This window comes from Helicobacter cholecystus, from assembly GCF_003364215.1.
GTDB classification, from domain to species: Bacteria; Campylobacterota; Campylobacteria; order Campylobacterales; family Helicobacteraceae; genus Helicobacter_G; species Helicobacter_G cholecystus.
On sequence record NZ_NXLU01000001.1, the window covers coordinates 299,151 to 326,026 of the forward strand.

27 protein-coding genes are annotated in these 26,876 nt (G+C 36.0%); 10 read left to right on the forward strand and 17 right to left on the reverse strand.

Translation table 11 applies throughout. From position 1 onward, the window contains the following. Positions 1–25 precede the first annotated feature (25 nt). The 6 genes from CQA62_RS01630 to CQA62_RS01655 all read left to right on the forward strand — a co-directional run bounded on the left by CQA62_RS01630 (position 26) and on the right by CQA62_RS01655 (position 7,996). Entirely contained in the window at positions 26–1,066 is a 1,041-nt protein-coding gene (locus tag CQA62_RS01630; RefSeq protein WP_104724108.1) for an N-acetylneuraminate synthase family protein, read from the forward strand. Continuing rightward, positions 1,063–2,193: a UDP-N-acetylglucosamine 2-epimerase gene (gene neuC / locus CQA62_RS01635; protein ID WP_104724110.1), complete on the forward strand. Its 1,131-nt coding sequence runs from the start codon at positions 1,063–1,065 to the stop codon at positions 2,191–2,193. Before CQA62_RS01630 ends, neuC begins: the two co-directional genes overlap by 4 nt. Continuing rightward, entirely contained in the window at positions 2,190–2,840 is a 651-nt protein-coding gene (locus CQA62_RS01640) for an acylneuraminate cytidylyltransferase family protein (protein ID WP_104724210.1), read from the forward strand. The genes neuC and CQA62_RS01640 overlap by 4 nt, the downstream gene beginning before the upstream one ends. Before the next feature lie 138 nt (positions 2,841–2,978). Beyond that, a complete protein-coding gene (gene htpG, locus CQA62_RS01645; protein WP_104724112.1) occupies positions 2,979–4,835 on the forward strand; it encodes a molecular chaperone HtpG in 1,857 nt (618 codons plus the stop codon). 21 nt (positions 4,836–4,856) lie between these two features. Beyond that, positions 4,857–5,597, forward strand: a complete 741-nt coding sequence (locus tag CQA62_RS01650) for a thioredoxin domain-containing protein (RefSeq protein ID WP_104724114.1) — start codon at positions 4,857–4,859, stop codon at positions 5,595–5,597. A 17-nt stretch (positions 5,598–5,614) separates the two neighbouring features. Continuing rightward, positions 5,615–7,996, forward strand: coding sequence for a heavy metal translocating P-type ATPase (locus CQA62_RS01655; RefSeq protein ID WP_104724116.1), 2,382 nt, complete (start codon positions 5,615–5,617; stop codon positions 7,994–7,996). Between the two features lie 185 nt (positions 7,997–8,181). Here CQA62_RS01655 and CQA62_RS01660 read toward each other — a convergent pair whose 3' ends face one another. Further along, positions 8,182–8,388, reverse strand: coding sequence for a hypothetical protein (locus CQA62_RS01660; RefSeq protein ID WP_104724118.1), 207 nt, complete (start codon positions 8,386–8,388; stop codon positions 8,182–8,184). Here CQA62_RS01660 and CQA62_RS01665 point away from each other — a divergent pair. Next, a complete protein-coding gene (locus CQA62_RS01665) occupies positions 8,379–8,891 on the forward strand; it encodes a gamma carbonic anhydrase family protein (RefSeq protein ID WP_104724120.1) in 513 nt (170 codons plus the stop codon). The genes CQA62_RS01660 and CQA62_RS01665 overlap by 10 nt on opposite strands. A gap of 181 nt (positions 8,892–9,072) precedes the next feature. After that, positions 9,073–9,987, forward strand: a complete 915-nt coding sequence (locus CQA62_RS01670) for a type I restriction endonuclease subunit R, EcoR124 family (RefSeq protein ID WP_232006733.1) — start codon at positions 9,073–9,075, stop codon at positions 9,985–9,987. A gap of 45 nt (positions 9,988–10,032) precedes the next feature. On the opposite strand, the gene CQA62_RS01675 is transcribed toward CQA62_RS01670, so the two are convergent. Then, positions 10,033–11,763: an ATP-binding protein gene (locus tag CQA62_RS01675; protein ID WP_104724122.1), complete on the reverse strand. Its 1,731-nt coding sequence runs from the start codon at positions 11,761–11,763 to the stop codon at positions 10,033–10,035. Between the two features lie 105 nt (positions 11,764–11,868). On the opposite strand from CQA62_RS01675, the gene CQA62_RS01680 reads away from it, so the two are divergent. After that, positions 11,869–12,624 carry an exodeoxyribonuclease III gene (locus CQA62_RS01680; protein WP_104724124.1) on the forward strand — a complete coding sequence of 252 codons (756 nt, stop codon included), beginning with the start codon at positions 11,869–11,871 and terminating at the stop codon, positions 12,622–12,624. 118 nt (positions 12,625–12,742) lie between these two features. Beyond that, positions 12,743–14,281: a class I SAM-dependent methyltransferase gene (locus CQA62_RS01685; protein WP_104724126.1), complete on the forward strand. Its 1,539-nt coding sequence runs from the start codon at positions 12,743–12,745 to the stop codon at positions 14,279–14,281. Here the strand turns inward: CQA62_RS01685 and CQA62_RS01690 are convergent. The 15 genes from CQA62_RS01690 to CQA62_RS01760 form a co-directional block, all read right to left on the reverse strand. After that, complete coding sequence (locus CQA62_RS01690) at positions 14,278–16,122, reverse strand: heavy metal translocating P-type ATPase (RefSeq protein ID WP_104724128.1); 1,845 nt, start codon at positions 16,120–16,122, stop codon at positions 14,278–14,280. The genes CQA62_RS01685 and CQA62_RS01690 overlap by 4 nt on opposite strands. Positions 16,123–16,185: 63 nt before the next feature. After that, entirely contained in the window at positions 16,186–16,572 is a 387-nt protein-coding gene (locus CQA62_RS01695) for a hypothetical protein (protein WP_104724130.1), read from the reverse strand. After that, positions 16,572–16,769: a PP0621 family protein gene (locus CQA62_RS01700; RefSeq protein WP_104724132.1), complete on the reverse strand. Its 198-nt coding sequence runs from the start codon at positions 16,767–16,769 to the stop codon at positions 16,572–16,574. Before CQA62_RS01700 ends, CQA62_RS01695 begins: the two co-directional genes overlap by 1 nt. Then, positions 16,763–17,299, reverse strand: a complete 537-nt coding sequence (gene rsmG, locus CQA62_RS01705; RefSeq protein ID WP_104724134.1) for a 16S rRNA (guanine(527)-N(7))-methyltransferase RsmG — start codon at positions 17,297–17,299, stop codon at positions 16,763–16,765. The genes CQA62_RS01700 and rsmG overlap by 7 nt, the downstream gene beginning before the upstream one ends. Beyond that, positions 17,296–18,357: a tRNA preQ1(34) S-adenosylmethionine ribosyltransferase-isomerase QueA gene (gene queA / locus CQA62_RS01710; RefSeq protein WP_104724136.1), complete on the reverse strand. Its 1,062-nt coding sequence runs from the start codon at positions 18,355–18,357 to the stop codon at positions 17,296–17,298. Before queA ends, rsmG begins: the two co-directional genes overlap by 4 nt. After that, a complete protein-coding gene (tatC, locus tag CQA62_RS01715; protein WP_104724138.1) occupies positions 18,357–19,091 on the reverse strand; it encodes a twin-arginine translocase subunit TatC in 735 nt (244 codons plus the stop codon). The genes queA and tatC overlap by 1 nt, the downstream gene beginning before the upstream one ends. After that, positions 19,091–19,513, reverse strand: a complete 423-nt coding sequence (gene tatB / locus CQA62_RS07065) for a Sec-independent protein translocase protein TatB (RefSeq protein WP_104724140.1) — start codon at positions 19,511–19,513, stop codon at positions 19,091–19,093. Before tatB ends, tatC begins: the two co-directional genes overlap by 1 nt. Before the next feature lie 99 nt (positions 19,514–19,612). Then, the gene (gene feoB / locus CQA62_RS01725) at positions 19,613–21,751 is read right to left on the reverse strand and encodes a ferrous iron transport protein B (RefSeq protein ID WP_104724142.1); all 2,139 of its coding nucleotides are present in this window, start codon (positions 21,749–21,751) and stop codon (positions 19,613–19,615) included. A 142-nt stretch (positions 21,752–21,893) separates the two neighbouring features. Next, entirely contained in the window at positions 21,894–23,063 is a 1,170-nt protein-coding gene (locus tag CQA62_RS01730) for a hypothetical protein (RefSeq protein ID WP_115585104.1), read from the reverse strand. Beyond that, the gene (panC, locus tag CQA62_RS01735) at positions 23,054–23,881 is read right to left on the reverse strand and encodes a pantoate--beta-alanine ligase (RefSeq protein ID WP_104724146.1); all 828 of its coding nucleotides are present in this window, start codon (positions 23,879–23,881) and stop codon (positions 23,054–23,056) included. The genes CQA62_RS01730 and panC overlap by 10 nt, the downstream gene beginning before the upstream one ends. Further along, a complete protein-coding gene (gene pyrF, locus CQA62_RS01740) occupies positions 23,878–24,552 on the reverse strand; it encodes an orotidine-5'-phosphate decarboxylase (RefSeq protein WP_104724148.1) in 675 nt (224 codons plus the stop codon). The genes panC and pyrF overlap by 4 nt, the downstream gene beginning before the upstream one ends. Beyond that, a complete protein-coding gene (gene nusB, locus CQA62_RS01745) occupies positions 24,552–24,953 on the reverse strand; it encodes a transcription antitermination factor NusB (protein ID WP_104724150.1) in 402 nt (133 codons plus the stop codon). The genes pyrF and nusB overlap by 1 nt, the downstream gene beginning before the upstream one ends. Before the next feature lies 1 nt (position 24,954). Continuing rightward, entirely contained in the window at positions 24,955–25,425 is a 471-nt protein-coding gene (gene ribH, locus CQA62_RS01750) for a 6,7-dimethyl-8-ribityllumazine synthase (protein WP_104724152.1), read from the reverse strand. A gap of 3 nt (positions 25,426–25,428) precedes the next feature. Continuing rightward, positions 25,429–26,232, reverse strand: coding sequence for a 3-deoxy-8-phosphooctulonate synthase (gene kdsA, locus CQA62_RS01755; RefSeq protein ID WP_104724154.1), 804 nt, complete (start codon positions 26,230–26,232; stop codon positions 25,429–25,431). Beyond that, a complete protein-coding gene (locus tag CQA62_RS01760; RefSeq protein WP_104724156.1) occupies positions 26,229–26,867 on the reverse strand; it encodes a carbonic anhydrase in 639 nt (212 codons plus the stop codon). The genes kdsA and CQA62_RS01760 overlap by 4 nt, the downstream gene beginning before the upstream one ends. Between the last annotated feature and the right edge of the window lie 9 nt (positions 26,868–26,876).

The window sequence follows — 26,876 nt, forward strand, 5'->3', positions numbered from 1 at the left end:
AAATTCTATAGATTTAGGGCGTTATATGTCAAATTTTATTCAAATCCAGCATCGCAAAATTGGTTATATGTATGAACCTTTAGTGATTGCCGAACTTGGAATTAATCACAATGGATCTTTAAGTGTAGCAAAAGAAATGGTTCTCTCGGCTAAAAGAGCAGGGGTTGAGATTCTTAAACATCAAACTCATATCGTCAGTGATGAAATGAGTTCTTTGGCTAAAAAAACAATTCCAGGAAATAGTCAAAAAAGTATCTATGACATTATGCAAGAGTGTGCTTTGAGCGAAGAAGAGGAGAGAGAGCTTAAGGATTTTGTGCAAGAGCAGGGAATGATTTTTCTCTCTACCCCTTTTTCTCGTGCAGGAGCAGATAGGCTAGAAAAAATGGGTGTGAGTGCCTATAAAATTGGTTCAGGGGAGATGAATAATTATCCCTTGCTTAAACATGTTGCAAGTTTTGGTAAGCCAATGATTGTTTCTACAGGAATGAATAGTATGCAAAGTGTCAAAAAGGCTGTAGAGATTTTGCAAGAGTATCAAGTTCCTTTTGCACTCCTTCATACTACAAATCTCTATCCTACCCCTCCCAATCTTGTGCGGCTTGGAGCGATGCAGGAGATGATGGATGCTTTTCCCTCTATTGTGATTGGGTTGAGTGATCATACTTTAAATAATAATGCTTGCAAAAGTGCCATTGCACTAGGAGCAAGCATTGTAGAAAGGCATTTTACAGATAGAAAAGATCGTAGAGGTCCTGATATCATTTGCTCTATGGATGAAGAGGAGGCAAGAGATTTAATTCTCTCTGCAAAAGAAATTTTTATGATGAGGGGAGGGAGAAAGGAAGCAACACAAGAGGAGCAGGTTACTATTGATTTTGCATTTTCTACTTGTGTGAGTATTGCTCCTATTAAAAAGGGGGAAGTATTTAGTGCAAAAAATTTATGGGTAAAACGTCCAGGTATAGGAGAAATTAGAGCAGAGTTTTATGAAGAAATTTTAGGGAAGAGGGCAAGATGTGATATTGGGAATGATGAACATCTCACTTGGGAGATGGTTGAGTGAAAAAAATAGTTTTTCTTTCAGGAACGAGAGCGGATTGGGGGAAAATCAAAGCCTTGGTGCAAAGGGTCAAAGAGAGCAAAAAGTTTGATTATAAAATTTTTGCTTGTGGAATGCATCTCTTAGAGTTGTATGGAAAGACTTTTATTGAAATTTACAAAGATGGATTTGATGAGGTTTTTTTAGCCAAAGCCTATCGTCATCAAGAAAGAATGGATCTAGCCCTCAGTGATATCATTAAGCAATTCTCTAGTTTTGTTAAAGCCTATCAACCCGATATGATTGTAGTGCATGGAGATAGGATTGAGGCGTTTGCAGGAGCTGTTGTAGGAGCTTTTAATAATATTCTAGTTGCACATATTGAAGGGGGAGAGGTGAGTGGAACGATTGATGAATCTATTCGTCACAGTATCTCTAAACTCTCTCATTTACATTTTGTGGCAAATGCTGAAGCTAAAAAGCGTTTGATGCAATTAGGAGAAAAAGAAGAGGATATTTTTATTATAGGTTCTCCTGATATTGATTTAATGCTTGGAAGTCTGCCCAGTATACAAGAAGTGCAAGAGCATTACTATCAGATTAAGCCTTTTAAAGGAGAGTATGCTCTTTTTTTATACCACCCTGTGACAACTGAGGAAAAATTTTTGCATAAACATATTACTCAAACTCTCAAGGCTCTACAAAAAAGCAAAGAAAATTACATTGTGATTTATCCTAATAATGATCTTGGATCAAAAACTATTTTAAAGGCTTTTAAAATCTTGCAAACAGATACTCATTTTGCACTTTTTAAATCACTTAAATTTGAAGCATTTCTTACTTTGTTAAAGCACAGTAAATTTATCATTGGAAATAGTTCTGCAGGGATTAGAGAAGCACCTATTTATGGAATCCCCTGTATCAACCTTGGTTCAAGACAAGAGGGAAGATATAAAGAAGGTAGGGGGATTGTTAGTATTAAGGAGAGCGAAAAAGAGATTTTACAAGCAATTAAAAAAGTACAAGGACTTAAGCTCCCCCCTTGCTTGGAGTTTGGTAAAGGAAAAAGTGCGCAGGAATTTATTAAGGTATTAGAAACCGAGAAGATTTGGAGCAAAAAGCTTCAAAAAAAATTTATGGATATATTATGAGGGTGCTAGGTATTATTCCGGCTAGAAGCGGAAGTAAAGGAGTAAAGAATAAAAATATCAAAAATTTTCGTGGCAAGCCTCTTATGGCTTATAGCATAGAGAGTGCCTTAAAGAGCGGAGTGTGCAATGAGGTTTTTGTGAGCACTGATAGTGAGGAGTATGCTTGCATTGCTAAAGAGTATGGAGCACATGTTCCCTTTCTTAGAAGCAAACAGAGTGCAAGGGATGAGAGCAAGAGTATTGAGTGTGTGCTTGAGGCATTGGAAGGGTATAAACAAAGAGGAGAGGAGTTTGAAGCTATCATTTTGCTTCAACCCACTTCACCTCTAAGAAATGAAATCCATATTCAAGAAGCTTTTGCTAAGTTTTTAGAGTATCAAGAGGATTTGGCCAGTGTATGTGAGAGTGTGGAAAATCCATTATTAATGAGAAAAATTAAAAATGAGCGATTAGAGCATCTCCTGCCCCTCTCAAGTTCTGTGCGTCGCCAGGATTTGCAACAATACTATATTCTCAATGGTGCAATTTATATTAATGCCACCTCAAGACTTCACCCTCTCACAAGCTTTAATGATAATCCCCTCTCTTATGTTATGGATAAAGAGGTGAGCTTAGATATTGATGAAGAAAAAGATTTTCAAAAATAATTTAAAACAAGAAAATATATTGATTGTTCTTAAGCTTATTGGAACTCCCCTAAATTCCTTCTCTCTCCCCCTGATTGGTTCTTGATTTTTTAGTTTTGCTATAATTGCAGTCTTTAATGACTTTAGCACAAAAGGAAAATGAATATGGCAAAACATACATTTCAAACCCAAATCAATCAACTTCTTGACTTGATGATTCATTCACTTTATTCAAATAAAGAAATTTTTTTAAGAGAACTTATCAGCAATGCTTCAGATGCTCTTGATAAGCTTAATTATCTTACTCTCACAGATGATAAATACAAAACTCTCTCCTTTTCTCCAAAAATCTCAATTAAATTTGAAGAAAACAAAAGCATCACTATTAGTGATAATGGAATTGGAATGAATGAGAAAGATTTAATTGAGCATTTAGGGACAATTGCAAAATCAGGAACAAAGAGTTTCTTGGAAGCTTTAAGCGGGGATAAAAAGAAAGATTCTGCTTTAATTGGACAATTTGGTGTTGGATTTTACTCAGCTTTTATGGTGGCTGATAAAATTGTTGTTCAGAGTAAAAAAGCCACAGAAGATAAAGCCTATGCTTGGGTAAGTGATGGAAAAGGTGAATTTGAAATTACAGAATGCTCTAAAGAGGGCTATGGGACAGATATTACCCTCTATTTAAAAGATGAAGATAAAAATTTTGCTTCTACTTGGGAGTTAAAAAGTATTATTGATAAATATTCTGATCATATTGCCTTCCCTATTTTCTTGGAATATACACAAACAAAAACAGAAGAAAAAGAGGGTAAGACAGAAGAAATCAAAGAAGAAAAAAATGAGCAAATCAACTCTGCAAAAGCCCTTTGGAAAATCAGTAAAGCAGAACTTAAAGATGAGGATTATAAAGAGTTTTATAAGTCTTTAACACATGATAATTCCGATCCTTTAGCTTGGATTCATACAAAAGTTGAGGGAACACTAGAATATACCACCCTCTTTTATATTCCAAGCAAAGCCCCTTTTGACCTCTATCGCGTAGATTATAAATCAGGTGTAAAGCTTTATGTCAAGCGTGTCTTTATCACTGATGATGATAAAGAATTGCTCCCCTCTTATTTGCGATTTGTTCGAGGGATTGTAGATACAGAGGATTTACCCCTAAATGTTAGCCGTGAAATTATTCAACAAAATAAAATTCTCTCCACAATCAAATCTGCCTCTACTAAGAAGATTTTAGGTGAGATTACAGCTTTAAGCAAAGATGAAGCGAAATATAAAGATTTTTATTCACAATTTGGAAATGTTCTTAAAGAAGGACTTTATGGGGATTTTGAAAATAAAGAAAAAATTTTAGAGCTTTTAAGATTTTACTCTTACAAAGAAGCAAAGAACATCTCTTTAAAAGAATACAAAGATGCAATGGGCAAAGATCAAAAGAGTATTTATTTTCTTTTGGGTGAAAATCTTGAGGTACTTAAAAACTCTCCAACACTTGAGAAATACACCAAAAAGGGATATGATGTATTACTTTTGAGTGATGAGATTGATGGTTTTGTGATGCCAAATGTAGGTGAGTTTGATAAAACTCCTCTAAAAGATATTACAAGTAAAGAGGCTTTAGGAGAAGTGCAAGAAGAGATTGATGAGAATACAAGGAAAGAATTTGAGGCTTTAATTGAAAAGTTTAAAACCTGCATTACAGATTCAATCAGTGAGTTTAAGCTCTCTAAAGACTTAGATTCTCCACTTTGTTTGCTTACTCAAGCTCAAAATCCTATGATGGCAAACTTGATGGCTCAAATGGGGCAAAGTATGCCACAGGAGAGAATTTTGGAGCTTAATATCACACACCCCATTATTACAAAACTTAAAAGTCTTGATGATGAAGAGAAGCTTAAGGGTATGATTACACTTTTGTATGGAAATGCAAAATTGCTTGAAAGTGGTCATCTTGGCAATGCTCAGGATTTTTGCCATCAACTCAATGCACTCATTGAGGCTAATCTTTAAATCAAACAAAAAGGAAGGAAAATGAAAAAACTACTCACACTTATTTTTGCACTTGCAAGTTTTGCATTTGCAGATAAAGCATTTTTGGATAAGGCATCAGCGTATATCAGTCAAAAAACAGGACAAAAAATTATCGCTACTGAGGCTTATGATCTCAAATCCACACCCAGTATTAAATTTGTAATTTTAGAAGATAGTGTGAGTAAGACAAAAATCCCTGTATTTATCACCTCAGATGCCAAAATGATTTTAGGACTTTCAAATGTTCTTATCCCAAGTGATAGTACAGACTTAGAGCTTATTCAAGATACATATAAAAAGATTGAGGGGATTAAAGATCCTGACCCAAAGGCCTTGGATAAGTTTTTCTCCTCACTCAAACAAACTCGCTATATCTCTTTAAAATCAGAGAACAAAGAGTCTAAAAAAACAATTTATATGGTTTCAGATCCAAGATGTCCAGGATGTAGAAAAGAGTTGGGAGAGATTGAAAATAAACTTAAAGAAGGTGATGTAAAAATCCTACTTGTTGCTTTTTTGGGCGAAGAATCAGCCACTAAAGCAAGTGTGATTTATGAAAAACTTATTGGTGTTAAAGATAATGCTAAAAAATTAAAAATCCTAAGAGAAGTCTATGATCCTGATTATAAAATCACTCCAAAGGATAAAAAACTCTCTACAAAAGCTGTAAAGCAAAACAATGAAGATGTTGCCAAAGTGGGAATTCAGGGAGTTCCATTTGAACATACAATCAATAAATAGCTTTTTTGGAATAGGCAATGAAATGTAGTCATTGCCAAAATACTTTTCCCAAAGATTCATTGCTTGTTTGCAATGATGAGGGGAAAGAGCTGTATTTTTGTTGCAATGGTTGCAAAAGTGTGTATTTTATTCTTAAAGACCATCATGTCCAAAGCTTTTATGACAAGCTCCAAGGTTCTGCTCTCACCCCAAAAGACAAGATTCAAACCTTTTCTCCAGCCTATTATCAATCCCAATCTTTCAAAGAAAAATACATTCGTAAAACTAAAGACGGATACTCTCAAACGCTCTTTTTAATTCATAATATTCACTGCTCTGCGTGTATTTGGCTCAATGAGACTATGCTTAATAAGCTTGATGGAATCATTGAGGCAAATATCCACTATACCAATCATAAGGCTGTGATTACTTTTGATGAGAGTAAGCTTAGTGTTGCTCAAATTGTCGCACTTATTGAAAGTCTTGGTTATGGGGTGAGTGTAGGGGAGGAAATGGAGCAAAAAAGTCAAGAGGAAAAAAGAAATTTCTTCATTAAGCTCACTGTGGCTATTTTTTGCTCGATGAATATTATGTGGCTAGCAATTGCCCAGTATTCTGGATATTTTCAGGGAATTACAAAAGAGTATTCCCTACTTTTAAATATCGCTTCTTTTCTTCTTTGTACTCCTGTGCTTTTTTATAGTGGAAGTATTTTTTATAAAAGTGCATATTGGGGTTTAAAGAGGGGGGTTGTAGGAATGGATTTACTTGTTTTTAGTGGAGGGTTGATCACTTATTGCTATTCCATTTATGCCTCTTTAAGTGGGGCGGAGACTTATTTTGAGTCTGTAAGTATGATTTTAACATTTGTGATGATTGGAAAATTCTTAGAGCTTAAAAGCAAGAACTTAGCGGGAGAGGTTTTAGAATCTTTGAGTGCTCAAATTCCCCAAAGTTTAAGGGTTTTCAGAGAAGGGGGGATTTGTGAAATTGCTCCTCAAGAAGTGCTTGTAGGAGAGAGAATTGAAGTGCTTGTAGGAGAGAGAATTGTTATTGATGGAATACTAGAGAGTGAAGAGGCACTTTTAGATGAAGTAGCGCTCAGTGGAGAATCAAACCCTATCAGTAAAACTAAGGGAGAGTTTTTAATCTCAGGGAGTATTAATCTTATGCGTTCTATCACTTACAGAGCAACTAAAAGTTTTGAAGAAAGCTCACTAAATTCTCTGATTAAACTTATGCAAAATGCTACAGCAAAAAAACCCGCCATTGAGGCTTTGGCAAATAAAATTTCTGCAAGATTTTCTCAATTTGTCCTTATATGTGCAATTTGTACTTTTTGTGCTTATCTCTTCTTGCATCATCCTTTTAATGAGGCTTTAAGGGTTGCTATAAGTGTGATTATCATTGCTTGTCCTTGTGCCCTAGCTCTTGCAACTCCGATTTCAAGCATTGTGGGGCTAAGTCGAGCCTATCAAGAGGGCATACTTTTTAAGCAAAGCAAGTTTTTAGAAACTTTGGCAAAGGTGAATTATCTTTGTTTTGATAAAACAGGAACTTTAACCCAAGGAATGCCTCAAGTAGTTCGTGAGCAAAAATTTCACTCTTATAATCCTGCCTTGCTTGAGGCTTTGATGCAGAAAAATATCCATCCCATTGCTAAAGGAATTCTCTCTTATTTACATATTCCCTCAAGCCTTGAAATCAGTGAAGTCATTGTGCATAATCACCAAGGATTAGAGGGAGAGTGTGAGGGAAAAATTTTACTTGGAGGAAGTGTTGAGTTTTTGAGGCAAAGAGGTGTAGAGGTGGGGGAAATATCTGGAGAGGGGAGTGTATTTGCTTGGAGTGTTGATGGAGAGCTTCAAAGTATCTTTTTTCTTCAAGACTCTCTAAAACCTTATGCAAAAGAAGCACTTGCTTTACTTAGAGGCTTTGGATTAGAGATGTGTATTTTAAGTGGTGATGCCCAAAGCGAAGTAGAAAGGATTGCCCAAGAGCTTGATGTGGAGCAGTATTATTTTAAACATTCTCCTACTCAAAAGGCTGAAGTGATCAAATCTTTAAGAGAGAGGGGGTATAAAATTGCAATGATTGGTGATGGGATTAATGATGTTTTGGCCCTTACGCAAAGTGAGGTGGGAATCTCAATGGCCAATCGTAATGATTTGGCTATTGAGAGCAGTGATGTGGTCTTGCTGTATTCTGATTTACACACTCTCTCTAAAACATTCTGTATTGCACAAAAAACACTTAAAAATATTAAACAAAATATTTTCTTCTCTCTTTTTTATAATGCTACGACTATTCCCTTGGCAGTTTTAGGGTTTATTGCTCCTATTTTTGCAGCCCTAAGTATGAGCATAAGCTCTTTGGTGGTTGTGCTTAATGCATTGAGATTAAAAAGAATTAAACTATAAATACTGATTAAAATTTTATATAAAAAATAATACAAGGGGAGGCAGGAGAAAACTCCAACCCAATCTAGCCTCCATTTATGGACTTTCTTCCTTGTATTTTTTGTGAGGTGCTAAAGCATTTACTAAACTTGAGCTAGATTGAGTATAATGCCTCTTGTCTAATCATACGGAGCTATATTACAAGCTCAAGAAAAGCTCTTAGAAGCTCGACCAAAGCGACTAAGAGCTTTATAACTAGGATTATTATCTCCATAGCTACCACCTCCTCTCACAAGGAAGCGTCCTTCTTTAGCACTCATTTGGATTATATCAAGTTTAAAATACGCTAATCTAGTTTTATTCTTATTAAGAATTTTCATTTTACAAAATATAAAGGAGCAATATGAAGGCACTTATTCTTCCCTTTAAGGACAAAGTTCCAGCCATTCACGCAGAGACTTTTATTTTCCCACAAACTTCAATCATCGGCGATGTTAAGATTGCAAAGCATTGCAGTATTTGGTTTGGAAGTGTGATAAGAGGGGATATTGCCAGTATTTTTATTGATGAGGGGAGTAATATCCAAGAACTCACTAATATTCATGTGGATTATACCCAAGGGGTGAGAATAGGAAAAAATGTTACAGTAGGACATCGTTGCATTATTCACGCCTGTGAAATTAGCGATGAGGTGCTAGTAGGAATGGGAAGCATTATAATGGATGGGGCTATCATAGGGGCTCAAAGTATTGTGGGGGCAAATTCATTGATTACTAAGAATAAAATCTTTCCCCCACGCTCTTTGATTATGGGAAATCCTGCAAAGGTCGTGCGAGAACTCAATGAAGAGGAGATTAGCTTTATTCATCAATCTGCTCAACACTATATTGCACTAGCAAAGGAATATAGACTTTGAGTGCTTAAGATATGTGAATTTTAAGCTTTGATTTCTGATAAAATCTAGGTTTTTAATCCCCCCCCCCCCCCAAAAAAAAAGACATCTATAGCAAAAGCTATGATACAACAGATGTAAAGTTTCAAAACTACTATAAAGATTTATCGCTATCCTCAATAGTGTTAAGACTTTTGGAAATATTGTGTGTTTTAGAGATTTGGAAGAGGACCTTAATAAGGCCCTTGCACTCTTTGGAAACAAAGATGCTGGGGGGATTGTGTTGCTTAGAAAGTTTGAGGACTACTTCTATGGCTATACTGATGAAAAGGGCAAAGAATATGAGGGATATAAAACCTTGATTGAGAAGCTTCTCAAGAAGTTTCCTCTAGGGGAGAGAATCCTCTCTGAAGCTAAGCAAAAAGAATTCATTAAGCTTTTTGGAGAGATTTTAAAAATCAGAAATATTTTGGGGTGTTTTGATGAGTTTAAAAATCATCAAATCATTGAACCAAGGGATTTGCAAGACTATCAGGGAATGTATCTTGATCTCTATGGCGAGCTTAGGGGAGAAAGGAATGCAGAAAAAGAAGAAATCAATGATGACTTAGTTTTTGAGATTGAGCTGATTAAGCAGGTGGAGATCAATATTGACTACATTTTAGCCCTGATTGAAAAATATGCAAAATCTTGCAATGAAGAGAGGCAGGGAATCAAAAAAGAGATTGAAACAAGCATTAATTCAAGTCTTGAGATGCGCAATAAAAAAGATTTGATTATGGAGTTTGTGGAGCGTGTCAATAATCAAAGTGAGAATGTATTCAAAGATTTTGAAGAGTATATCAAGCAAAAGCGTAGTGAGGAGTTTGAGGCGATTATTAGAGATAATAATCTCAAAGAAGATGAGGCCTATGAGTTTATTCAAAGGGCGTTTGAATATGGACAAATGGAGTTCAATGGGACAGACTTTCCTAAACTTCTCCCTAAAGAAAAATCTTCATTTTTCAGTAAAACCTCCAATCGTGGGGAGATAAAAGAAAAAATATCAGAAATCTTGCAGAGATTTTTTGAGAGATTTTATAGTATCTCTAGTTCAGTGTTTGAGAGGAAGGAGGGGTGAGCATAGGGGTGTGGACATTTCCTAAGAAGCCCCTTATTGAATCCCTTATACCACAAACCCCATGCTCTTCTCCCCATCAAAGCTCCCATCTTTTTCTCTTGCAATTTCTTTGCTAAAGTCTTCGAAGGTAAAAATGGGGTGCTTTTGTGTCGCAACTTTGTAGGCTGTATTTTTGACTATCAGTGCGATTTGTCCACCGCTAAGATCAAAGATAGAGAGTTTTTCTAACAAAATCTCCCTATTTTCTTTAAACTCTGCATTCTTGGGTAAATGAAGCTCCCAAAGCTCTTTTCTTTGCTCTTTTGTAGGACGTTTGAATTCAATTTTATAATTAAATCTTCTAGAAAATGCGCTATCTAAGCTTTCAAGCAAATTTGTTGTAGCAATGAGAATGCCGTCAAATTTTTCAATCTGTTCTAAAAAAATATTTTGCATCTGATTGTGCATTTTATCTGCTCCACTCCCCCCTGTGCTTCTAGCACTGAGGAATTGATCTGCTTCATCAAGGAGTAAAATGGGCTCACTTTTACTTTTTTGTGAGATTTCACGATAGCTATCAAAGATTTTTCTTACATTTTTTTCACTCTCTCCTACATACATAGAGAGGATCTTAGAGCAGTCAAAATTGAGGATTTGTTTTTTTAGACTTTTGGCGAGTGCTAGGGCTGTAAGTGTTTTTCCCGTCCCCGCGCAACCATAGAAAATAATCTTGCTTTCAATTCCACTTTTTTTCTCTTTGATGCCCCAAGCCTTAAGCTGAGAAAGGACTTTTATATCCATTTGCTTAAGCAGTGCTTCTAAAGTCTCTCTTGTAGAAGGAGGAAGTACAATATCTTTAAGATCTTTTTTGGGCTCTAGAATCTGGAAGGTTTCTTGCTCTTTGATGAGGTTTGTCAGGGTGTTTTTACTTTTTTTGTTTTTCTTGTTGGGGTAAATGATTTTTTGTAAAATCTCCTCATTGATAAAAAATGTCCTTGCAATTCCTCCAAATGGACTAAGTATCTCATCATAATCCACTAAATTTTTTTCAATCAAATTGCTTTTTTCATCAAGCAAAGAGCGATTCTTGATTTTGTCATATTCATCTTCACTGATTAAGTCTATGAGTGCATTCATCTCTCTTAAATTGCCCTCTCCCCCAGAATATTCCTCTTTAAGGAGGGCAAAAAAGAGAATTTGTTCCTTATTGCTTAATTGTGCATCATTGATGAGGGAAACGATTTGAAGAGGGGCTTGTGTGAGTTCAACGCGATATTTGATTTGTTGCTCTAGGGTGCTTAGGCGGTATTGGATTCTAGAGAGTGAGGGAGAGTCAAGTTTATAGGAGAGTTTAAGGTGATTGATTTGCACAATGAGATCAATCCTTAAAAACTGATCTTTGAGGTATTCAAGATGATCTTGATAGGGATAGGCTTGGGGAAGTTTGACTTCTAATGTACCATCTTCAAGCAGTCTTAAAAAACTATGGGTTAAATAGATGTTTTCATTTAAAAGTTCAAGAAGTAGGGTATTGGTAGGACGTGAGAAATTGCTTTGAGAAATCCAGCCAAGCTCTAGAAGATTTTTGATTTTAGGTAGATAGGAGAGAGTGGCTTCACCCTTAAGGCCAAAGAGATTTTCTATCAGGCCTAACACCATTATCTCTACTTCAGAGTTAAGCAAGGCTTTTGCCATATATTGTAGGATCTTTGCCTCATCTTCATCACATTTTAAAGAGGAGAAAATTTGAGATTTTGTAATATCTTGAGTGTTGATAAAGTCCAAATAGTATTGCATCATTTCTTCTTTGTTTTGAGGTTTTAATCTCGCGATTTTATCAAATCAATCCATCCTGTTAGGTAAAATGGTAGATTTTTAATCATACAAAAAATGGAGTGGATAATGAAATTAATTTCATGGAATGTTAATGGTTTAAGGGCCTGTATGAACAAAGGGTTTATGAATTTCTTCAAAAATGTTGATGCAGATGTGTTTTGTATCCAAGAAAGTAAGATGCACAGAGATCAAGCAACTTTTGATTTTTATGGTTATGAAGAGTATTGGAATTCAGCCCAAAAAAAAGGTTACTCAGGTGTAGCAATCTTCTCTAAAAGAGAGCCATTAAATATAGCTTATGGCATGGGAATTGAACATCACGATAAAGAGGGAAGAATCATTTGTGCAGAATATGAAAAATTTTATCTTGTTACAGTCTATACCCCAAATTCTCAAAGGGAGCTATTACGACTAGAGTATCGTATGGAGTGGGAAGATGACTTTAGAGCGTATCTAAAAGATTTGGAGAAAACTAAACCTGTCATTGTGTGTGGAGATCTTAATGTTGCCCATAAAGAGATTGATCTTAAAAATCCAAAAACTAATCGCAGAAATGCAGGATTTACAGATGAAGAGAGAGCAAAATTTAGCACTTTGTTAGAGAGTGGGTTTATTGATACTTTTAGATATTTTTATCCTACATTAGAGGGAGCATATACTTGGTGGAGTTATATGGGGAAGGCAAGAGAGAATAATACGGGGTGGAGAATTGATTATTTTTTAGCTTCAAAAGCACTGCAAGATTCTTTAGTGAGTGCAAAAATCTATCCTGAAGTTTTTGGTAGCGATCATTGCCCAGTAGAACTTCAAATCAAAGAATAAAAAGATTTGCAGTTTGGGGTGATGAAATTTCAAAAAGTATAAAATAAATCAAATTTCACCCCCCCCCCCCGGATTTAAGATACAATTTTTGGGCTTTAAAACTATTTAAGGAGAAAAAATGCACAGTTGGAGTCAAGGATATGTTACAGATATCAGTTACACTAAAGGATACTATTCTACACTTAACCCTTTAAGAATTAAGCTTTGCTTCTTAGCCCAAGGTTTGATGCCACCAAAGATTAAAAATGCATGTGAGCTTGGTTTTGGTCAAGGCATTAGCTTAAACTTTAATGCTACAAATCCTACAATTACTTGGTATGGGACAGATTTTAATCCATCTCAAGCAGCTTTTGCACGCCATCTCTCTGAGATTTCTCAAACTTCTCTTAATGTTTATGATGATAGTTTTGAAGAATTTTTAAATCGTGATCTTCCAGAATTTGATTTTATTTGCTTGCATGGAATTTATAGCTGGGTATCGTATAAGGTTAGAGAACAGATTGCAGAGTTTATTTCTAAGAAATTGCGGTATGGAGGAGTTGTGATGGTAAGTTACAATACCCAAGGTGGCTGGGCAGCAATCTCTCCGCTTAGAGATCTTATTAGGGCATATTCAAATTATATTACACCTGTGGGCCAAACAAGTTCTGTAAGGACAAGAGAGGGCTTAGAATTTATTGAGGAATTTATGAAATTGCCTAGTGCAGAAACAATTACTAATCCTCAAATCTCATCAATGCTTCAAACGCTTAATAAAATGGATAATACTTATCTAGCTCATGAACTTTGTAATGAAAATCAAGTTGCCTTTAACTTCTTGCAAATAGGTGAGGAGATGGAAAGGGCAAAATTACAGTTTGGGACTTATGCAAGTTTTTCAGATCATTTAAGCAATATTCAGCTTTCTGAGCAAGAAAGAGAGATGCTTCAGCGAGTGAGTTACTCTCGCCCTGTGTATGAAATGCTTAAAGATTTGATGTTTGCAACAAGTTTTAGAAGTGATTATTGGGTGAGAGGGGCTGTTTCATTAAGTATTCCGCAATGTATGGAAGAACTTCTCAAGCTTCGCGTGGTGCTTACTGTCCCTTATTCACAAATCAATTACACTCTTAATACTCGAAGAGGCGTGCTTAATCTTAATGAAAATTTCTATGCTCCAATTTTTGAGCTTCTCAAGGAGAATGTTCCGGTAGAAGTTGTCCAAATTAAAGAACATTTGAGCAAAAAACTCAAAAGAGAAATTGTATATAACGAGCTAGTTGAAGCCCTTATTGCTTTAACCTCTAAGGAATGTATTAAACTTGCTCAAGATGATGAAGTGATTGCAAACTCTAAGCCCTATACGCAAAGATTAAATGCTCATATTTTGCAAGAAGCTTTGAAAACTCCAGATTATATCCATCACCTTATTTCACCAGTTACAGGAGAGGGGGTTGTACTCAATCGCTTTGAATTACTTTTTGTATATGCTTATTTAAATAAAGGAAAAAAAGCGGGATGGGCTGATTATGTTTATGAACTTCTCTCTTCTCATAAGGAAAAAATCATCAAAGAAGGCAAGGAACTTAATGAGAATGAAACTAAAGCAGAACTTGCTTCTCAAGAAGAAAAAATCAAAGAATGGATCCCAGTCTTTGAAAAACTAGGATTCTTTTAATCTCTTAGCACCCTCATTGCATTAAGTAAGGCAATGAGGGATACCCCAACATCTCCAAAAATAGCCTCCCACATATTTGCAACTCCCATCATTCCCAAAATAACAAAAAGCCCCTTAACCAACAGTGCAAAGGCTATATTTTGCTTGATGATATTTTGAACTTTTTTTGAATATGTGATGGCTTGAGGAATCTTGCTTAAATCATCATTGAGGATAATTACATCCGCACTCTCTTTGCTTAAATCACTTCCAGCATCTGCTAAAGAAATCCCTACCTCTGCACTAGAGAGAACAGGAGCATCATTGATGCCATCCCCAACAAATGCATTAAATCTTTTTTTGTTTGCCAAAAACTTCTCTAGCTTTTCTTGAGGCAATAGCCCTCCAAAAAACTCTTTAATCCCCATTTTTTGAGCAAACTTTTCCACACTACTTGGCCTATCCCCTGAGAGAAGGGCAAGATCAATATGCATATCTTGAAGCTGTTGCAGTGCTTCTTTTGCATTTTCTCTTACCTTATCTTGTATGAGGATATAACCTTGATAGATTCCATTTTTTGCAATATGCACAATGCTCTCACTGTCTTCTTTTTCTTCTATGGGGATTGCATGTTGTTCCATAAGCTTTGAATTTCCTACCAAAATTTCTTGCCCACAGCAATTTGCCTCCATTCCCATACCGCCAATTTGATGATGAGAGAGCGGCGTGTGGGAGAGGTTGGGCTGGGTGAGTGCCTGTGCAATTGGGTGAGAGGAGAGGTGTTCAGCGCAGGAGGCAAGAGATAAGAGCTCCTCTTTGCTCACTCCTTGGACTGGAAAGATTCCTTCAATTTCAAATTTCCCTTGAGTGAGCGTTCCTGTTTTATCAAAAAAGATTTTTTCAAGCTTTGCCAATGCCTCAATAAAATTTCCCCCTTTAATCAAAATCCCTCTTTTTGAAGCCCCGCCAATCCCCCCAAAATATCCCAAAGGCACACTTAAAACCAAAGCACAAGGACAACTCACCATCAAAATAACCAAAGAGCGATAAACCCACTCTTTCCATTCTCCAAAACCAAATAATGGGGGGAGAATTGCAATCAAGAGTGCAAAAGCAAAAACACTAGGAGTATAAACTTTTGCAAAAGAGGTGATAAATTTTTCAACCTTACTTTTTTTCTTAGAAGCTTCTTGAACTAAAGAAACAAGCTGAGTGATGGAACTTTGTTCATAAGATGTACAAATTGTAATTTCCAAAGAGTGGGTAAGATTAATGCTTCCGGCCAAAATTTCATCACCCTCTTTTTTAAAAATCGGAAGACTTTCTCCACTAATGGCTTGATAATCCACCTCACTTTCCCCTCTCAAGACAATTGCATCACTAGGGACTTTCTCTCCAGCTCTCACCAAAACAATATCCCCCTTTTTTAGCTCGCTAGGAAGCACCTCAATCCATTCTTCTTGCACTTTTTTTCTTGCAATTTGAGGAGTAATGTCAAAAAGAGCTTGAATATTGCGGTTTGAGGTTTTGAGTGCTAGACCTTCAAAATATTCTCCAATCCTTAAGAAAATCATTACAGCCACAGCCTCATAATATGCTCCAATTCCAATAGCTGCAAGAGTGGCAGTGAGCATCAAAGTATTTTCGGTGAAAAATTCTTTTGATTTGAGGTTTTCATAAGTTCCCTTAAAAACTGGGATTGCAGCACTGATATAAACTCCAGCTAGACCTAAATATGCCCATAAAAATCCAAAATGCAAGAGTGCAATGCAGATCAAATAACATATAATTAAAGAGAGTAAAAAGCTTATTTCTTTGTAAGATTTAGAAGTAGACTTTGAACAACTGCAACATGAACCCATAAGATATCCTTTTGATTAATTTGGGCATCATTATAGGGCAAAGTTTAATAATAAAAATATTTCTTATTTTTCTGCAAGAAGATTTTTGAATACAACCCCATCAATTCCTTTGAGTGCATAGGTTTGAATCTCTTCTTGGGAAGTAATGATTTTAAGCACTTCAATATCAAGTACATATTCCTTTGCCAAAGTTTGATACACCAAAGGATCTTGTGCGATTAAAGCATATTTTGCACCGAGATTGGCAAAGAGGATAAAGCCTTGGACATCTTGTATCTGCACGGCATATTGTGTATGATTTTCTTGTAAAAATGCTCCAAGATCTAGACTATGAGATAGGATTTGTGGGAAATAAAGTATATCTTTTGCACTTGTATTTTGCACCTCTTTAATTGAGTTGATTTTTTTAAAAGTCGGGCAAGTAATGGGAGGGAAGCCAAAAATTTTCATTATTCCCCCTTTTTGAGACATTTATAAGAGCAGTAATAAGCTCCATTGCTATAAATACATTCTTTTTGTGTCACAAAAGTTCCGCACTCCTTACATTCCACCATTGTTTCTTCTCCCTTTTTGCTTGGACGCTTTTTAATGAAGAAAAACCAAATAACTAAAGCTAGGATTGCCAATATCATCACAGTTTTTAGCATATGCACCTCCGATAAAAATAAATTTGTTCTCCAGTAGAGCGATAAATTTCCTCTTCTTTGATTTCCTCCCCCTCATTGAAAAGATTAGAACCTTTGTAAAAAAGATATGCACCATTAGGTGCAATAAAAGGCTTGGCAAGCTCTAGGAGTGTAGAGGTAGAAGCCACAGCTTTGCTTGTGATCAAATCGGCCCTATCTTTAATGGGGGCATCTTGAATAAGAGAGGGATAAACCTTAACATTATGAAGTTCAAGCTCAATGCAAAGTATTTTTAAAAAACTTGCACGTTTTTTTCTTGGCTCTGTGAGAGAGAATTGACTTTGAGGGAGGAGAATCGCAAGAGGAATAGCAGGAAACCCTGCGCCAGAACCAATATCGATTGCATGAGAGAAGGGGGCGATAAATTCCAAAGGAAAGAGACAATTTTGGATATGAGAGTTGATCTCTTGTATGGTTTTAGCCCCACTAAGATTATGGGTTTGATTCCATTTTAAAAGCGAAGAGGCATATTGGAGGAGTTTTGGATTCATAAGATCAGCATCCCATCACCATAGGAGTAAAATCGATAATGATTTTTAATGGCTAAATCATAGAGTTCCAAACACTTCTGTCTTCCTACCAGTGAGCTCACAAGCATAATAAGTGTGGATTTGGGTAGGTGAAAATTAGTCAGAAGTGCATCAAGTTTTTGGGGGGGATTAAGGGGATGTAAAAAAAGATTGCATTCTCCTTTATAGATTTCCTCTTTAAATTCTAAAGGATTGCGATAGAGATACTCTACTACTCTTGCAGAAGTGGTTCCAACGCAGAGGGTGTGTTTTGCATTACAAATTTTTTCCCAAGAAGAGCGGGAAATCTCAAAAGATTCCGTATGAATTTGATGATGTGTAATGTTTTCACTCTCAACACTTAAAAATGTTCCAGCCCCAACATGCAAAGTCAAAAAACAATGCTCATAATGAGATTTAAGATAAGAGATATCGCTAAAGTGTAGGGAGGCTGTAGGGGCAGCAACCGCACCAAGTTTTTGGGCAAAAACGCTTTGATATTCACTCTCATCACTGCCTTGATCCTCTCTCTTAATATAAGGAGGTAGGGGAATATGGCCAATTTCTTGCACTCGAGTAAGAACCTCATTTATCCCAAGCAAAGAGTGATGATCGTAAAATCTCACCACCCTAAAACCATTATCTAAAAGCCTTAAAACCTCAAGAGTAAAATTATGGGAAAGAGAGATAAGTGTTCCTACTTTTACTCGTCCTTTAATCTGAACTAAAAATTCTACATCTTTAAGGTAACGATGATAAAGTACTTCTACTTTTCCCCCCATTTTCACCTTTTTTCCTATCGATTCCTCTAAGATTTTATGCCCAAACATTCTTGCCTTAATCACTTTTGTGTTATTTAAAACAACAAGATAATCTTTGGGTAAAAAATCATAAAAGTGAAAAAAATCACTATGAATCACTCTATCTTCTTGGCGTAAATACACCAAAAGCTTCGCACTCTCTCTTGGAGAAGCGGGAAAGGTGGCAATCCTTTCTGGAGGAAGAATATAGTCATAGTTCTGCAAATAAAGGTCAGACATTACTCCTCCCTCTCCTCCTCTTTGGCAGGATTGACAAAAATTAAAATTAGGATTGAAAGTCCATAAAGCCCAATTAATGGGATTGCCATAAGGAATTGAGAGAGGATATCTGGAGGAGTAAGGATAGCCGCAAGAATAAAGATAATAACAATTGCATATTTAAAAAAGCTTTTAAGTGTTGCATCTGTAATTAATCCTACTTTTCCAAGAAAATAGCTAATCACAGGAAGCTCAAAGGCTAGGCCAAAGCCTAGAATAAGACGCGTAAAAAAAGTTACATAACTCTCTACGCTAATACTTGAGCTAAATTGTGCATTTCCAAATGTTAGAATGTATTTGATGATGAAAGGAAAAACAACAAAATAAGCAAAACCTGCGCCTAGCGAGAACATAATTGTGGCAAATAGCACAAAAGGAATGACAATCATCTTTTCATGTTTATACAATCCTGGTGCGATGAAAAGCCATATTTGCCAGAAAATGACAGGTAGAGAGATGACAATAGCACTTAAAAAGCTCACTTTCATTGCCGTAAAAACGCCTTCGGCAGGAGAGAGTTGGACAAGTTCGCCTTTGATATCTTGAGCAAAGGCAAGCTCAATGGGTTCTTTAATTACCATAAAAATATGCTCCCAAAAGGAGAAACAAATCATAAAAACAATACCAAGAACACTAAAGGAAATGATAAGACGTTTTCGAAGTTCCTGAATATGGGGCTTAAAATCTTCTAGCATTATTGCTCCTTTTTATATCCAACTTCTTGCGTAGAGGAGAGAGGGATAGGGTTTTGCTCTTTTATAGTTTGTTCTTTATCTTTAAGACTTTGCGCGTTAAGCTCATTTTGCAGGGTAGCTTTTTCTTGAGTTTTGAGTGTGGGAGTGTCATCAAGAATAGAGTGGAAATCATCAAGACCGCTATCTTTTTTGAGATTATCAATGCCTTGTGTGAAAGTATTTTTATACTCTAAGGCTTCTTGTTTAAGTTCCTCAATCTTAAGTTCTTCATCAAGGCTAGATTTTGCTTCATCCATTGTTTTTTTAACAGCCTTAAAGAATTTTGCCAAATCAACCATTGCTTTAGGGAGTTTTTCTGGACCAAGGAAGATGACTGCTACGATTAAAACCATACAGATCTCAAAGAATCCCATTCCAAACATATATAACCTTATTTTGATGGATTAAAAAGCTTATATTTTACTATCAAATAGGTGCTTAAAAGATAAAAATCTAATTTTGATGGATAAAACCCATCAAAATTAAATAAAGAGTTTTGTTGTATAAAAACCAAGAAGTGAAAAAATATAGGCAACAAGTGTTGTGAGCAAGAAGAGATAAAGGATATATTTTTTCCCTCCAGCCTCTTTACCAAAGACTACGGTTGCAGCCAAGCAAGGGTTATAAAACATAACAAAAAGAATAAAGGCGACAGCTGTAGGAATAGAGATCTGCTTAGCTAGTGTATCTCGGAGTGATTGGCTTTCTTCATCTAAATCTTCCCCAAGAGAGTAGAGTACTCCTAGCGTAGAAATCATTGTTTCTTTTGCAGCGAGCCCACTAACAATAGCAACTGAGAGCTTCCAATCAAAACCAAATGGTGCAAAAAATGGCGAAATTGCTTCCCCAAAGTATCCTAAATAACTTTTTTCTAGTAAAAGAGAGTTTTTGTCATTTTGAAGTTTGACAATTTCCTCTTCATTTCCACCTTTTTCTTCAAGTATGCTGATTTGGGTATCAAATCTTTCTTCAATTTCAGGATGTTTTGGATATTGAGTGGAAAACCAAATAAGCATTGAAGCGGCCAAGATAAAGGTTCCAGCTTTTTTAATATACATTTTTGCCTTATTCCATACACTATAGGCAATGAGTTTTAAAGAAGGAAAGCGATATTTGGGCATTTCCATAACAAAGGGCTCATCCACCCCTTTAAAGGCAGTGAGTTTAAGAATCTTTGCCATCACAAGCCCCACTAATGCACCAAAGATATAAATGGCAAAAAGGATATTTCCAGATTGCTCTTGTGGGAAAAATGCATTGATGAATAGCACATATACAGGAAGCCTAGCTCCACAACTCATAAAATTGATGATAAAGAGCGTGAGCATTTTATCTCCACGATTTTTGAGCATTCTTGTGCTCATAAATGCTGGTAAACTGCATCCAAAACCAGTTACAAGGGGGATAAAGCTCTTTCCATGCAATCCAAAACGATGGAATAGTCCATCAAGCAAGAATGCAATTCTTGCCATATATCCAGTTCCCTCTAAAATTACAATCCCAAGGAAAAGAATTAAAATATCAGGCAAGAAGCTAAGCACCGCGCCTACTCCACCAATAATTCCATCACAGATTAAGGATGCAAGGGCTTCAGAGGGAATATAGTTTCTAGCAAAATCGCTAAGATCGCTCAATTGCGCATCAATCCAATCTTTTGGAATTGCACCCAAAGTAAAAGTAGCTTGGAATAAAAGCCACATGAAAAAGAGGAAAATAGGGATACCTAAATATTTGTTAAGCAAAATACTGTCTATCTTTTGAGTTCGATCAGTGGGCCGAGGTTTTTGCTTTTGAACCTCTAAGCTTGCTCCTTTGGCATAGGCATAATGTTCAAGTTTAAAAATATTTCTTAAATTTTCATCTTCTAAAATTTTACAAATACGAGCAATGCTTTGATTTAAAACAGGCGCAATCTCAACCCAACAAGGTTTTGTGCTAAGCATTTGATAGATGTCTTCATTTTGCTGTAAAAGAGAGATGGCAAGTTTGCGATAGTTAATGACTACCCCATCTTTGAGGAGCTGTTGAACACTAGGGTATTGTTTGGTATAGAAATGATCACTTAAGATTTTGATTTCTTCTTCTATACATTCAGAATAGGTCCGTTTTGAAGGACAAAAAGGTCTTTTATGAAGATTAATGATTGCTTCTAGGAGCGTTTGCATATCGGATGCATTAGACGAGGTTACCTTAATTGCAGGGACACCCAAAATATTTGAAAGCTGTTTTTCATCAATTTCGATCCCCTCTTTTTGTGCTTCATCATTCATATTAAGGGCAACAATTGTTTTTTTATCAAGTTCAAGAATTTGTGCTGTTAGTGCAAGATTTCGCTCCAAGTTTGTAGAATCTACGATGTTAAGAATAATGTCATATTTTTCATTAAGTAAAAAGTCTTGAGTAATTTTTTCTTCTTGCGAGTATTGATTGAGTGAATAGGTTCCAGGAAGGTCAATAATTGTAATAGAATAATCTTCATATTCAAAGCTTGAATAAGCCTTTTCTACAGTAACACCTGTAAAATTTCCTACCTTAAGATTAGATCCACTCATTTTGTTAATAATGGAGCTTTTCCCTACATTTGGCTGTCCTGCAAGAACAATGGTGATATGTTTTGTCATTTTACCCTTTACCCTTTTTTGAAGATGTTAAACTACAAATTTTACTTATTTTTTTGTTTTCTGTCAATAAAATAATAACGATTATCATTTTGTATATGATAATCGTTATATTTTTGAAGATTTCAAAAAAGAGGGGCAAAGATTAGAAGGAGAGTGTAAGTCCTCCTTGTACTTGAATGACATTGGGAATCGCATCATTGCCAAGATGAGTATTATAGAAATTGGCAAACATTGTGACATTGTTAGTGAAATTAACTTCAAGTGCAAGATTAACTTCATTTTGTATATGTCTTCCTCCTACAAGGGGGGAAGTAAAAAGTCCTACGCCATAAAGTATTCCAAGAATTACTTCATTAAATTCACCACTGATTCCTGTATAAATTACACTTGTGTTGAGTGCATAAGAAGAATCCAAAACATTTTCCACTCCAAGAGGAGAAATAGTGTTATTGATACGATCTAAGCTTCCCCAGCCAACCTCTTTGCCTGTTTGGATATAGCCAAGATTAAATTTAATGCCCCCTCCCTCTACATAAAATTCCATATTAAAATCTACACCATTTCCTCCACTTTCCCCATTGCTAAACTCAAAACTTCCTGCAGTATTAAGTGATAGACCAAGTTTGCTTTCACCAAATTTATACTCAAGACCTGTTCCTCCCCCTAATATATAATTGACAGAATAAGCAAATCCTGTATAAAGCTTTGCCCAAAGCATCCAGTCCTTTATTGTGAAATTGTATTTTGCTGCTGCGTGGGTAAGGCCACTCCAATTTGGGTTATAACGAGTGAAAGCTGACATTAAGGTAGAGGTGACATCACCATAGGCATTAATCCAATACATTTCTAAAAGTAGATTTTCTAATGAAGCATTTCTTACCCAAAATCCATCAACTTGGTTGCAAGTCCATTCATTTTCAAGAAAGAATCTTCCTATTTTGACACTGGTATCTCCATCAAAATATTCCAAAAATGTATTATTAAGCAAAATAGGATTAGAGCTATCAAAATCAAGATTGATATCACCTTTATGCCATTGCCATAAAGGATAAGCGGCTCTAAAACCTACAGAAAGTCGCATATTCTTATAGAAGGCTGAGCGATACTGCAATCCCATAGTTAAGGCTACATAGCTCTCATCTTTCATTTCAAAATCATTTGCAATATGAGTTGCAAAAGGATCATAGTAATCTGTAAAAAATCCTACATCTCCTTTTGCAATCCCATTCTTAAGGGCTTCGTCAATATTGTCATATGTACTAAGAGTTAAACAAGAGGCCAAAAATGCCATAGAAGTTTTTTTCATATCCATAAGTTATCCAATAGTCGTGTATTTCCTACTTTGCAAGTCAGTAGGACAAGGGTTTGAGAGGGAAGAATTTGTTTAAGTGGCTTAAGTGAGTGATCACAAAATGCCAAATAATCCACTTCTATCCCCTCGAGCTCACTGATTCCAACATGATAAAGCGTTTGTACATCATCTTCTCCTTGAGAGATGAGAGAAAAAATTTTTTGGAGTGTTTGAGGAATTTTAAGTGCTAAAGCACGTTCATTCTTTGAAAGATAAATATTTCTTGAGCTTAATGCCAATCCATCATAATCTCGTACAATGGGGCAGGGAATAATCTCTAGAGGTAAGAAAAAATCTTTGACCATTTTTTGCAGGATAAGAAGTTGTTGGGCATCTTTTTGTCCAAAGTATGCATAATTGGGGCGAATAAGATTGAAGAGCTTGAGTACAATTTGTAAAACCCCCTCAAAATGTCCCCTTCTATGAAACCCCTCATAAACATTTGCCATAGATTTTGGAGGATTAAGAGTGGTTTCCTCATCCCCGCAATAAATTTCAGAAATCTCTGGGGCAAAGATCGCGTCTACTCCTTTAGCCAACATAATATCTGCTTGTAAGGTTCTAGGGTATTTGTCAAAATCTTCATTGCCTCCAAATTGTGTGGGATTAACAAAGATTGAGAGTAGGGTGTGGGAGTTTTTGGCTATTGAAGCTTTCAATAGGCTCAGATGTCCTGCATGTAATGCCCCCATTGTAGGGACAAAACCAAGAGAATTCTTGATCTCTTTTCTCCAGTCTAGTAACTCTTGGGTGGTTTTTAAAATGATTGGGGATTTCATTGAATCTCTTTGTAAATTTTTTCTACAATGGATTTTGGATTTTGGGCTTGATAAATCGGACGACCTACAACAATGAAATCAGCGTTTGCTTCTTTTGCACTCTTTGGAGTGGCAATACGTTTTTGATCTTGGGCTAGATTGTCATTAAAACGAATACCTGGAGTGAGTGTGAGAAGTGAGGTGCAAGCTTTAATTTCTTTGCTTTCATGGGCAGAGCAGACTACGCCATTGCATCCCCCCTCTTGTGCTAAAAGTGCCAAGGTCTTGGTATGTAAAGCAATAGGAGTATTGTAAATAGGAACAAAAGTATTGTCTTCAAAGCTTGTGAGAGCTGTAACCGCGAATACAAGAAGTGAGCTATCTTTTGCCACTGCACTCACTGCTTGCATTCCCTCAATTCCTGAACTTGCATGAATTGTCAGCATATCTACCCCTAAAGCAATGCATTCGCTTGTTGCAGTTGCCATTGTATTGGGGATATCATAGAGTTTAAGATCAAGAAAAATTTTAAAATTAGGATTAATGGCTTTAATTTCTTTTAAAAATTCTTTTCCATCACGAATAAAACTTCTTAATCCAATTTTTACCCATAAATTAAATTCTTGTAATACTTTGAGTAAGGCAAGATTTTCATTCTTTGAACTCATATCAAGCGCAATGCAAAGCTGCATTATTTTTCCTCCTTTATAATTGCATCCAAAACACCATTGATAAATCTTGGAGCATTGTCACTTCCATAAAGCTTGGCAAGTTCAATGGCTTCATTAATAACGATTGGAGCATCTATAGGAGTAAAACAGAGCTCATAAACACCAAGTCTTAAAATTGCTCTCTCAATCCCTCCAATTCTTTGTATATCCCATTCTTTAAGATGTTCGCTAATTCGTTCATCCACATTGCAAAGCTCCTTGAGTGTACCATTAAAAAGAGAGAGGGCAAATTCTTGTTGTTTATTCTTGATCTTTTTTTCATCAAGAATTTCAGGTGCTAGTGTAGTAATTTCTTGATTCCCGCTGTCATATGCATAAAGTAAACTCACTACTGCTTCCCTAGCCTGTGTTCGTGTTGCCATTTTATACCTTTAGAGTTTTGTAGAGATTGATGAGTTCAATGACCGAGCTCATTGCTTCAAAACCTTTATTTCCAGCCTTACTTCCTGCACGCTCAATCGCTTGTTCTATATTGTCGGTTGTAAGCACACCAAAACTTACAGCTTGGTTGTATTGTAATGCCATATTTGCAATCCCCTTAGTTGCTTCTGCTGAAACATAGTCAAAATGTGGGGTTCCACCGCGAATAATTGCTCCTACACAGCAGACTCCATCATAAACTTTGCTTGCAAGAAGTCTTTGAAGAACAAAAGGAATCTCATATGCACCAGGAGCGAGGATTAATGAGAGTTTATCCTCTTCTCCTCCGTGTCGTAAAAAACAATCCTTTGCCCCTTCAATTAATCGATCTGTAATGATATGGTTAAAACGGCTAGAGAGAATTGCAATCTTCTCATTTCCTTCTAGCTTAAGTTTTCCTTCAATAACTTGCATTGTTTATCCTTGTTTTAATGTTTCTTCTATTATCAAAAGTTGGTTAACAAGAGTTTGGATTTTTTGAGTTTTAATCATATTGGGTCCATCACTTAAAGCAATGCTTGGATCAAAATGTGTTTCCATAAAAAATCCATCTACACCTACAGCAGCTGCAGCTCTTGCGAGTGTAGGAACAAAACGACTGTCTCCCCCACTTTTTCCATCTCCAGCCCCAGGCATTTGCACACTGTGTGTTGCATCAAAAATAACAGGTGCAAACTCCCTCATAATCTCTAAGCTTCTCATATCAACCACAAGATTTCCATATCCAAAAGTGCTTCCCCTCTCAGTAAGCCAGATTCCATATTTTTGACTCTCTTCATAGTTTGCACTATTTCCCCCCCGAGTTTTTATCGCTTTGAGCACACTGTATTTCATATCTTTAGGACTCATAAATTGCCCTTTTTTGATGTTGATAATTTGTTTTGTCTGTGCAACTGCAACAATAAGGTCAGTTTGACGGCAGAGAAAAGCAGGGATCTGAATCACATCCACAACTTGTGCCAAAGCTTGAGCCTGATGACTTTCGTGAATATCAGTAATGAGTTTGTATCCAAATTCATTTTTGATTTTCTCTAGGATTTTTAATCCCTCTTGAAGTCCTGGCCCTCGATAGCTATCTAAGCTTGTGCGATTGGCTTTATCAAAGCTTGATTTAAAATAAAAATCAATTTTTGGATGATTTGCAATAGGTTCTAGCATTGAGGCAATTTTGGCTAAATTATCATAGCTTTCTATTACACAAGGTCCACTCATTAATATCATTCTTTCTCCTTTGTTTTTTGGATTACTCTAAATTCTTTGCTTTTTAAGTCATAATTCATAATCTCTCCACTCTCAATTATATAATACCAACCAAAAATCTTAAGCTCCCCAGTATTAATTTTCTCTTTAACAAAAGGATAAGTAAGTAAATTATTAATTTGCACTTCAATATTAATTTGTTCTGTTAGCCAAGTGCGTTTAGCTTTAGTTTTAGGAGAGAGAAGAGCAACCTGCTCTTTAACAGGCTTTAAAAGTTCAATCCATTTTTGAAGATGTTTGGTGTTTTGTCCAAGATTATTGTCATAAAGAGCCTGACAGGCTCCACAATTACTATGTCCACAAACAATAATATTTGTAACCTTAAGCACAACTACGGCATATTCAATTGCAGAGGTTGTAGAGAGATAAGAGTCGTTTTTATTTGTAAAGGGGGGAATAATATTCCCCACATTTCGCACAACAAAAAGTTCTCCAGGGAGTGTGCCTGTAATACGGCTAGGCACGACCCTTGAATCCGCGCAACCAATAAAAAGTGTATCAGGATTTTGAGTTTTTTTAAGTTTCTCATAAAGTTCTTTATGTTCTAAAAAATCTTTTTCTTGAAATTTGAGTGCGCCTTGAAGTACCTTGTCCAATCCTTTATC

What these genes read in the sequence shown, in the direction of transcription:
- CQA62_RS01630 (WP_104724108.1), top strand. Translation starts at nt 26, where the DNA reads ATGTCAAATTTTATTCAAATCCAGCATCGCAAAATTGGTTATATGTAT.
- CQA62_RS01640 (WP_104724210.1), top strand. Translation starts at nt 2,190, where the DNA reads ATGAGGGTGCTAGGTATTATTCCGGCTAGAAGCGGAAGTAAAGGAGTA.
- htpG (WP_104724112.1), top strand. Translation starts at nt 2,979, where the DNA reads ATGAATATGGCAAAACATACATTTCAAACCCAAATCAATCAACTTCTT.
- CQA62_RS01650 (WP_104724114.1), top strand. Translation starts at nt 4,857, where the DNA reads ATGAAAAAACTACTCACACTTATTTTTGCACTTGCAAGTTTTGCATTT.
- CQA62_RS01655 (WP_104724116.1), top strand. Translation starts at nt 5,615, where the DNA reads ATGAAATGTAGTCATTGCCAAAATACTTTTCCCAAAGATTCATTGCTT.
- CQA62_RS01665 (WP_104724120.1), top strand. Translation starts at nt 8,379, where the DNA reads ATGAAGGCACTTATTCTTCCCTTTAAGGACAAAGTTCCAGCCATTCAC.
- CQA62_RS01675 (WP_104724122.1), bottom strand. Translation starts at nt 11,763, where the DNA reads ATGCAATACTATTTGGACTTTATCAACACTCAAGATATTACAAAATCT.
- CQA62_RS01680 (WP_104724124.1), top strand. Translation starts at nt 11,869, where the DNA reads ATGAAATTAATTTCATGGAATGTTAATGGTTTAAGGGCCTGTATGAAC.
- CQA62_RS01685 (WP_104724126.1), top strand. Translation starts at nt 12,743, where the DNA reads ATGCACAGTTGGAGTCAAGGATATGTTACAGATATCAGTTACACTAAA.
- CQA62_RS01690 (WP_104724128.1), bottom strand. Translation starts at nt 16,122, where the DNA reads ATGGGTTCATGTTGCAGTTGTTCAAAGTCTACTTCTAAATCTTACAAA.
- CQA62_RS01695 (WP_104724130.1), bottom strand. Translation starts at nt 16,572, where the DNA reads ATGAAAATTTTTGGCTTCCCTCCCATTACTTGCCCGACTTTTAAAAAA.
- CQA62_RS01700 (WP_104724132.1), bottom strand. Translation starts at nt 16,769, where the DNA reads ATGCTAAAAACTGTGATGATATTGGCAATCCTAGCTTTAGTTATTTGG.
- rsmG (WP_104724134.1), bottom strand. Translation starts at nt 17,299, where the DNA reads ATGAATCCAAAACTCCTCCAATATGCCTCTTCGCTTTTAAAATGGAAT.
- queA (WP_104724136.1), bottom strand. Translation starts at nt 18,357, where the DNA reads ATGTCTGACCTTTATTTGCAGAACTATGACTATATTCTTCCTCCAGAA.
- tatC (WP_104724138.1), bottom strand. Translation starts at nt 19,091, where the DNA reads ATGCTAGAAGATTTTAAGCCCCATATTCAGGAACTTCGAAAACGTCTT.
- tatB (WP_104724140.1), bottom strand. Translation starts at nt 19,513, where the DNA reads ATGTTTGGAATGGGATTCTTTGAGATCTGTATGGTTTTAATCGTAGCA.
- feoB (WP_104724142.1), bottom strand. Translation starts at nt 21,751, where the DNA reads ATGACAAAACATATCACCATTGTTCTTGCAGGACAGCCAAATGTAGGG.
- CQA62_RS01730 (WP_115585104.1), bottom strand. Translation starts at nt 23,063, where the DNA reads ATGGATATGAAAAAAACTTCTATGGCATTTTTGGCCTCTTGTTTAACT.
- panC (WP_104724146.1), bottom strand. Translation starts at nt 23,881, where the DNA reads ATGAAATCCCCAATCATTTTAAAAACCACCCAAGAGTTACTAGACTGG.
- pyrF (WP_104724148.1), bottom strand. Translation starts at nt 24,552, where the DNA reads ATGCAGCTTTGCATTGCGCTTGATATGAGTTCAAAGAATGAAAATCTT.
- nusB (WP_104724150.1), bottom strand. Translation starts at nt 24,953, where the DNA reads ATGGCAACACGAACACAGGCTAGGGAAGCAGTAGTGAGTTTACTTTAT.
- ribH (WP_104724152.1), bottom strand. Translation starts at nt 25,425, where the DNA reads ATGCAAGTTATTGAAGGAAAACTTAAGCTAGAAGGAAATGAGAAGATT.
- kdsA (WP_104724154.1), bottom strand. Translation starts at nt 26,232, where the DNA reads ATGATATTAATGAGTGGACCTTGTGTAATAGAAAGCTATGATAATTTA.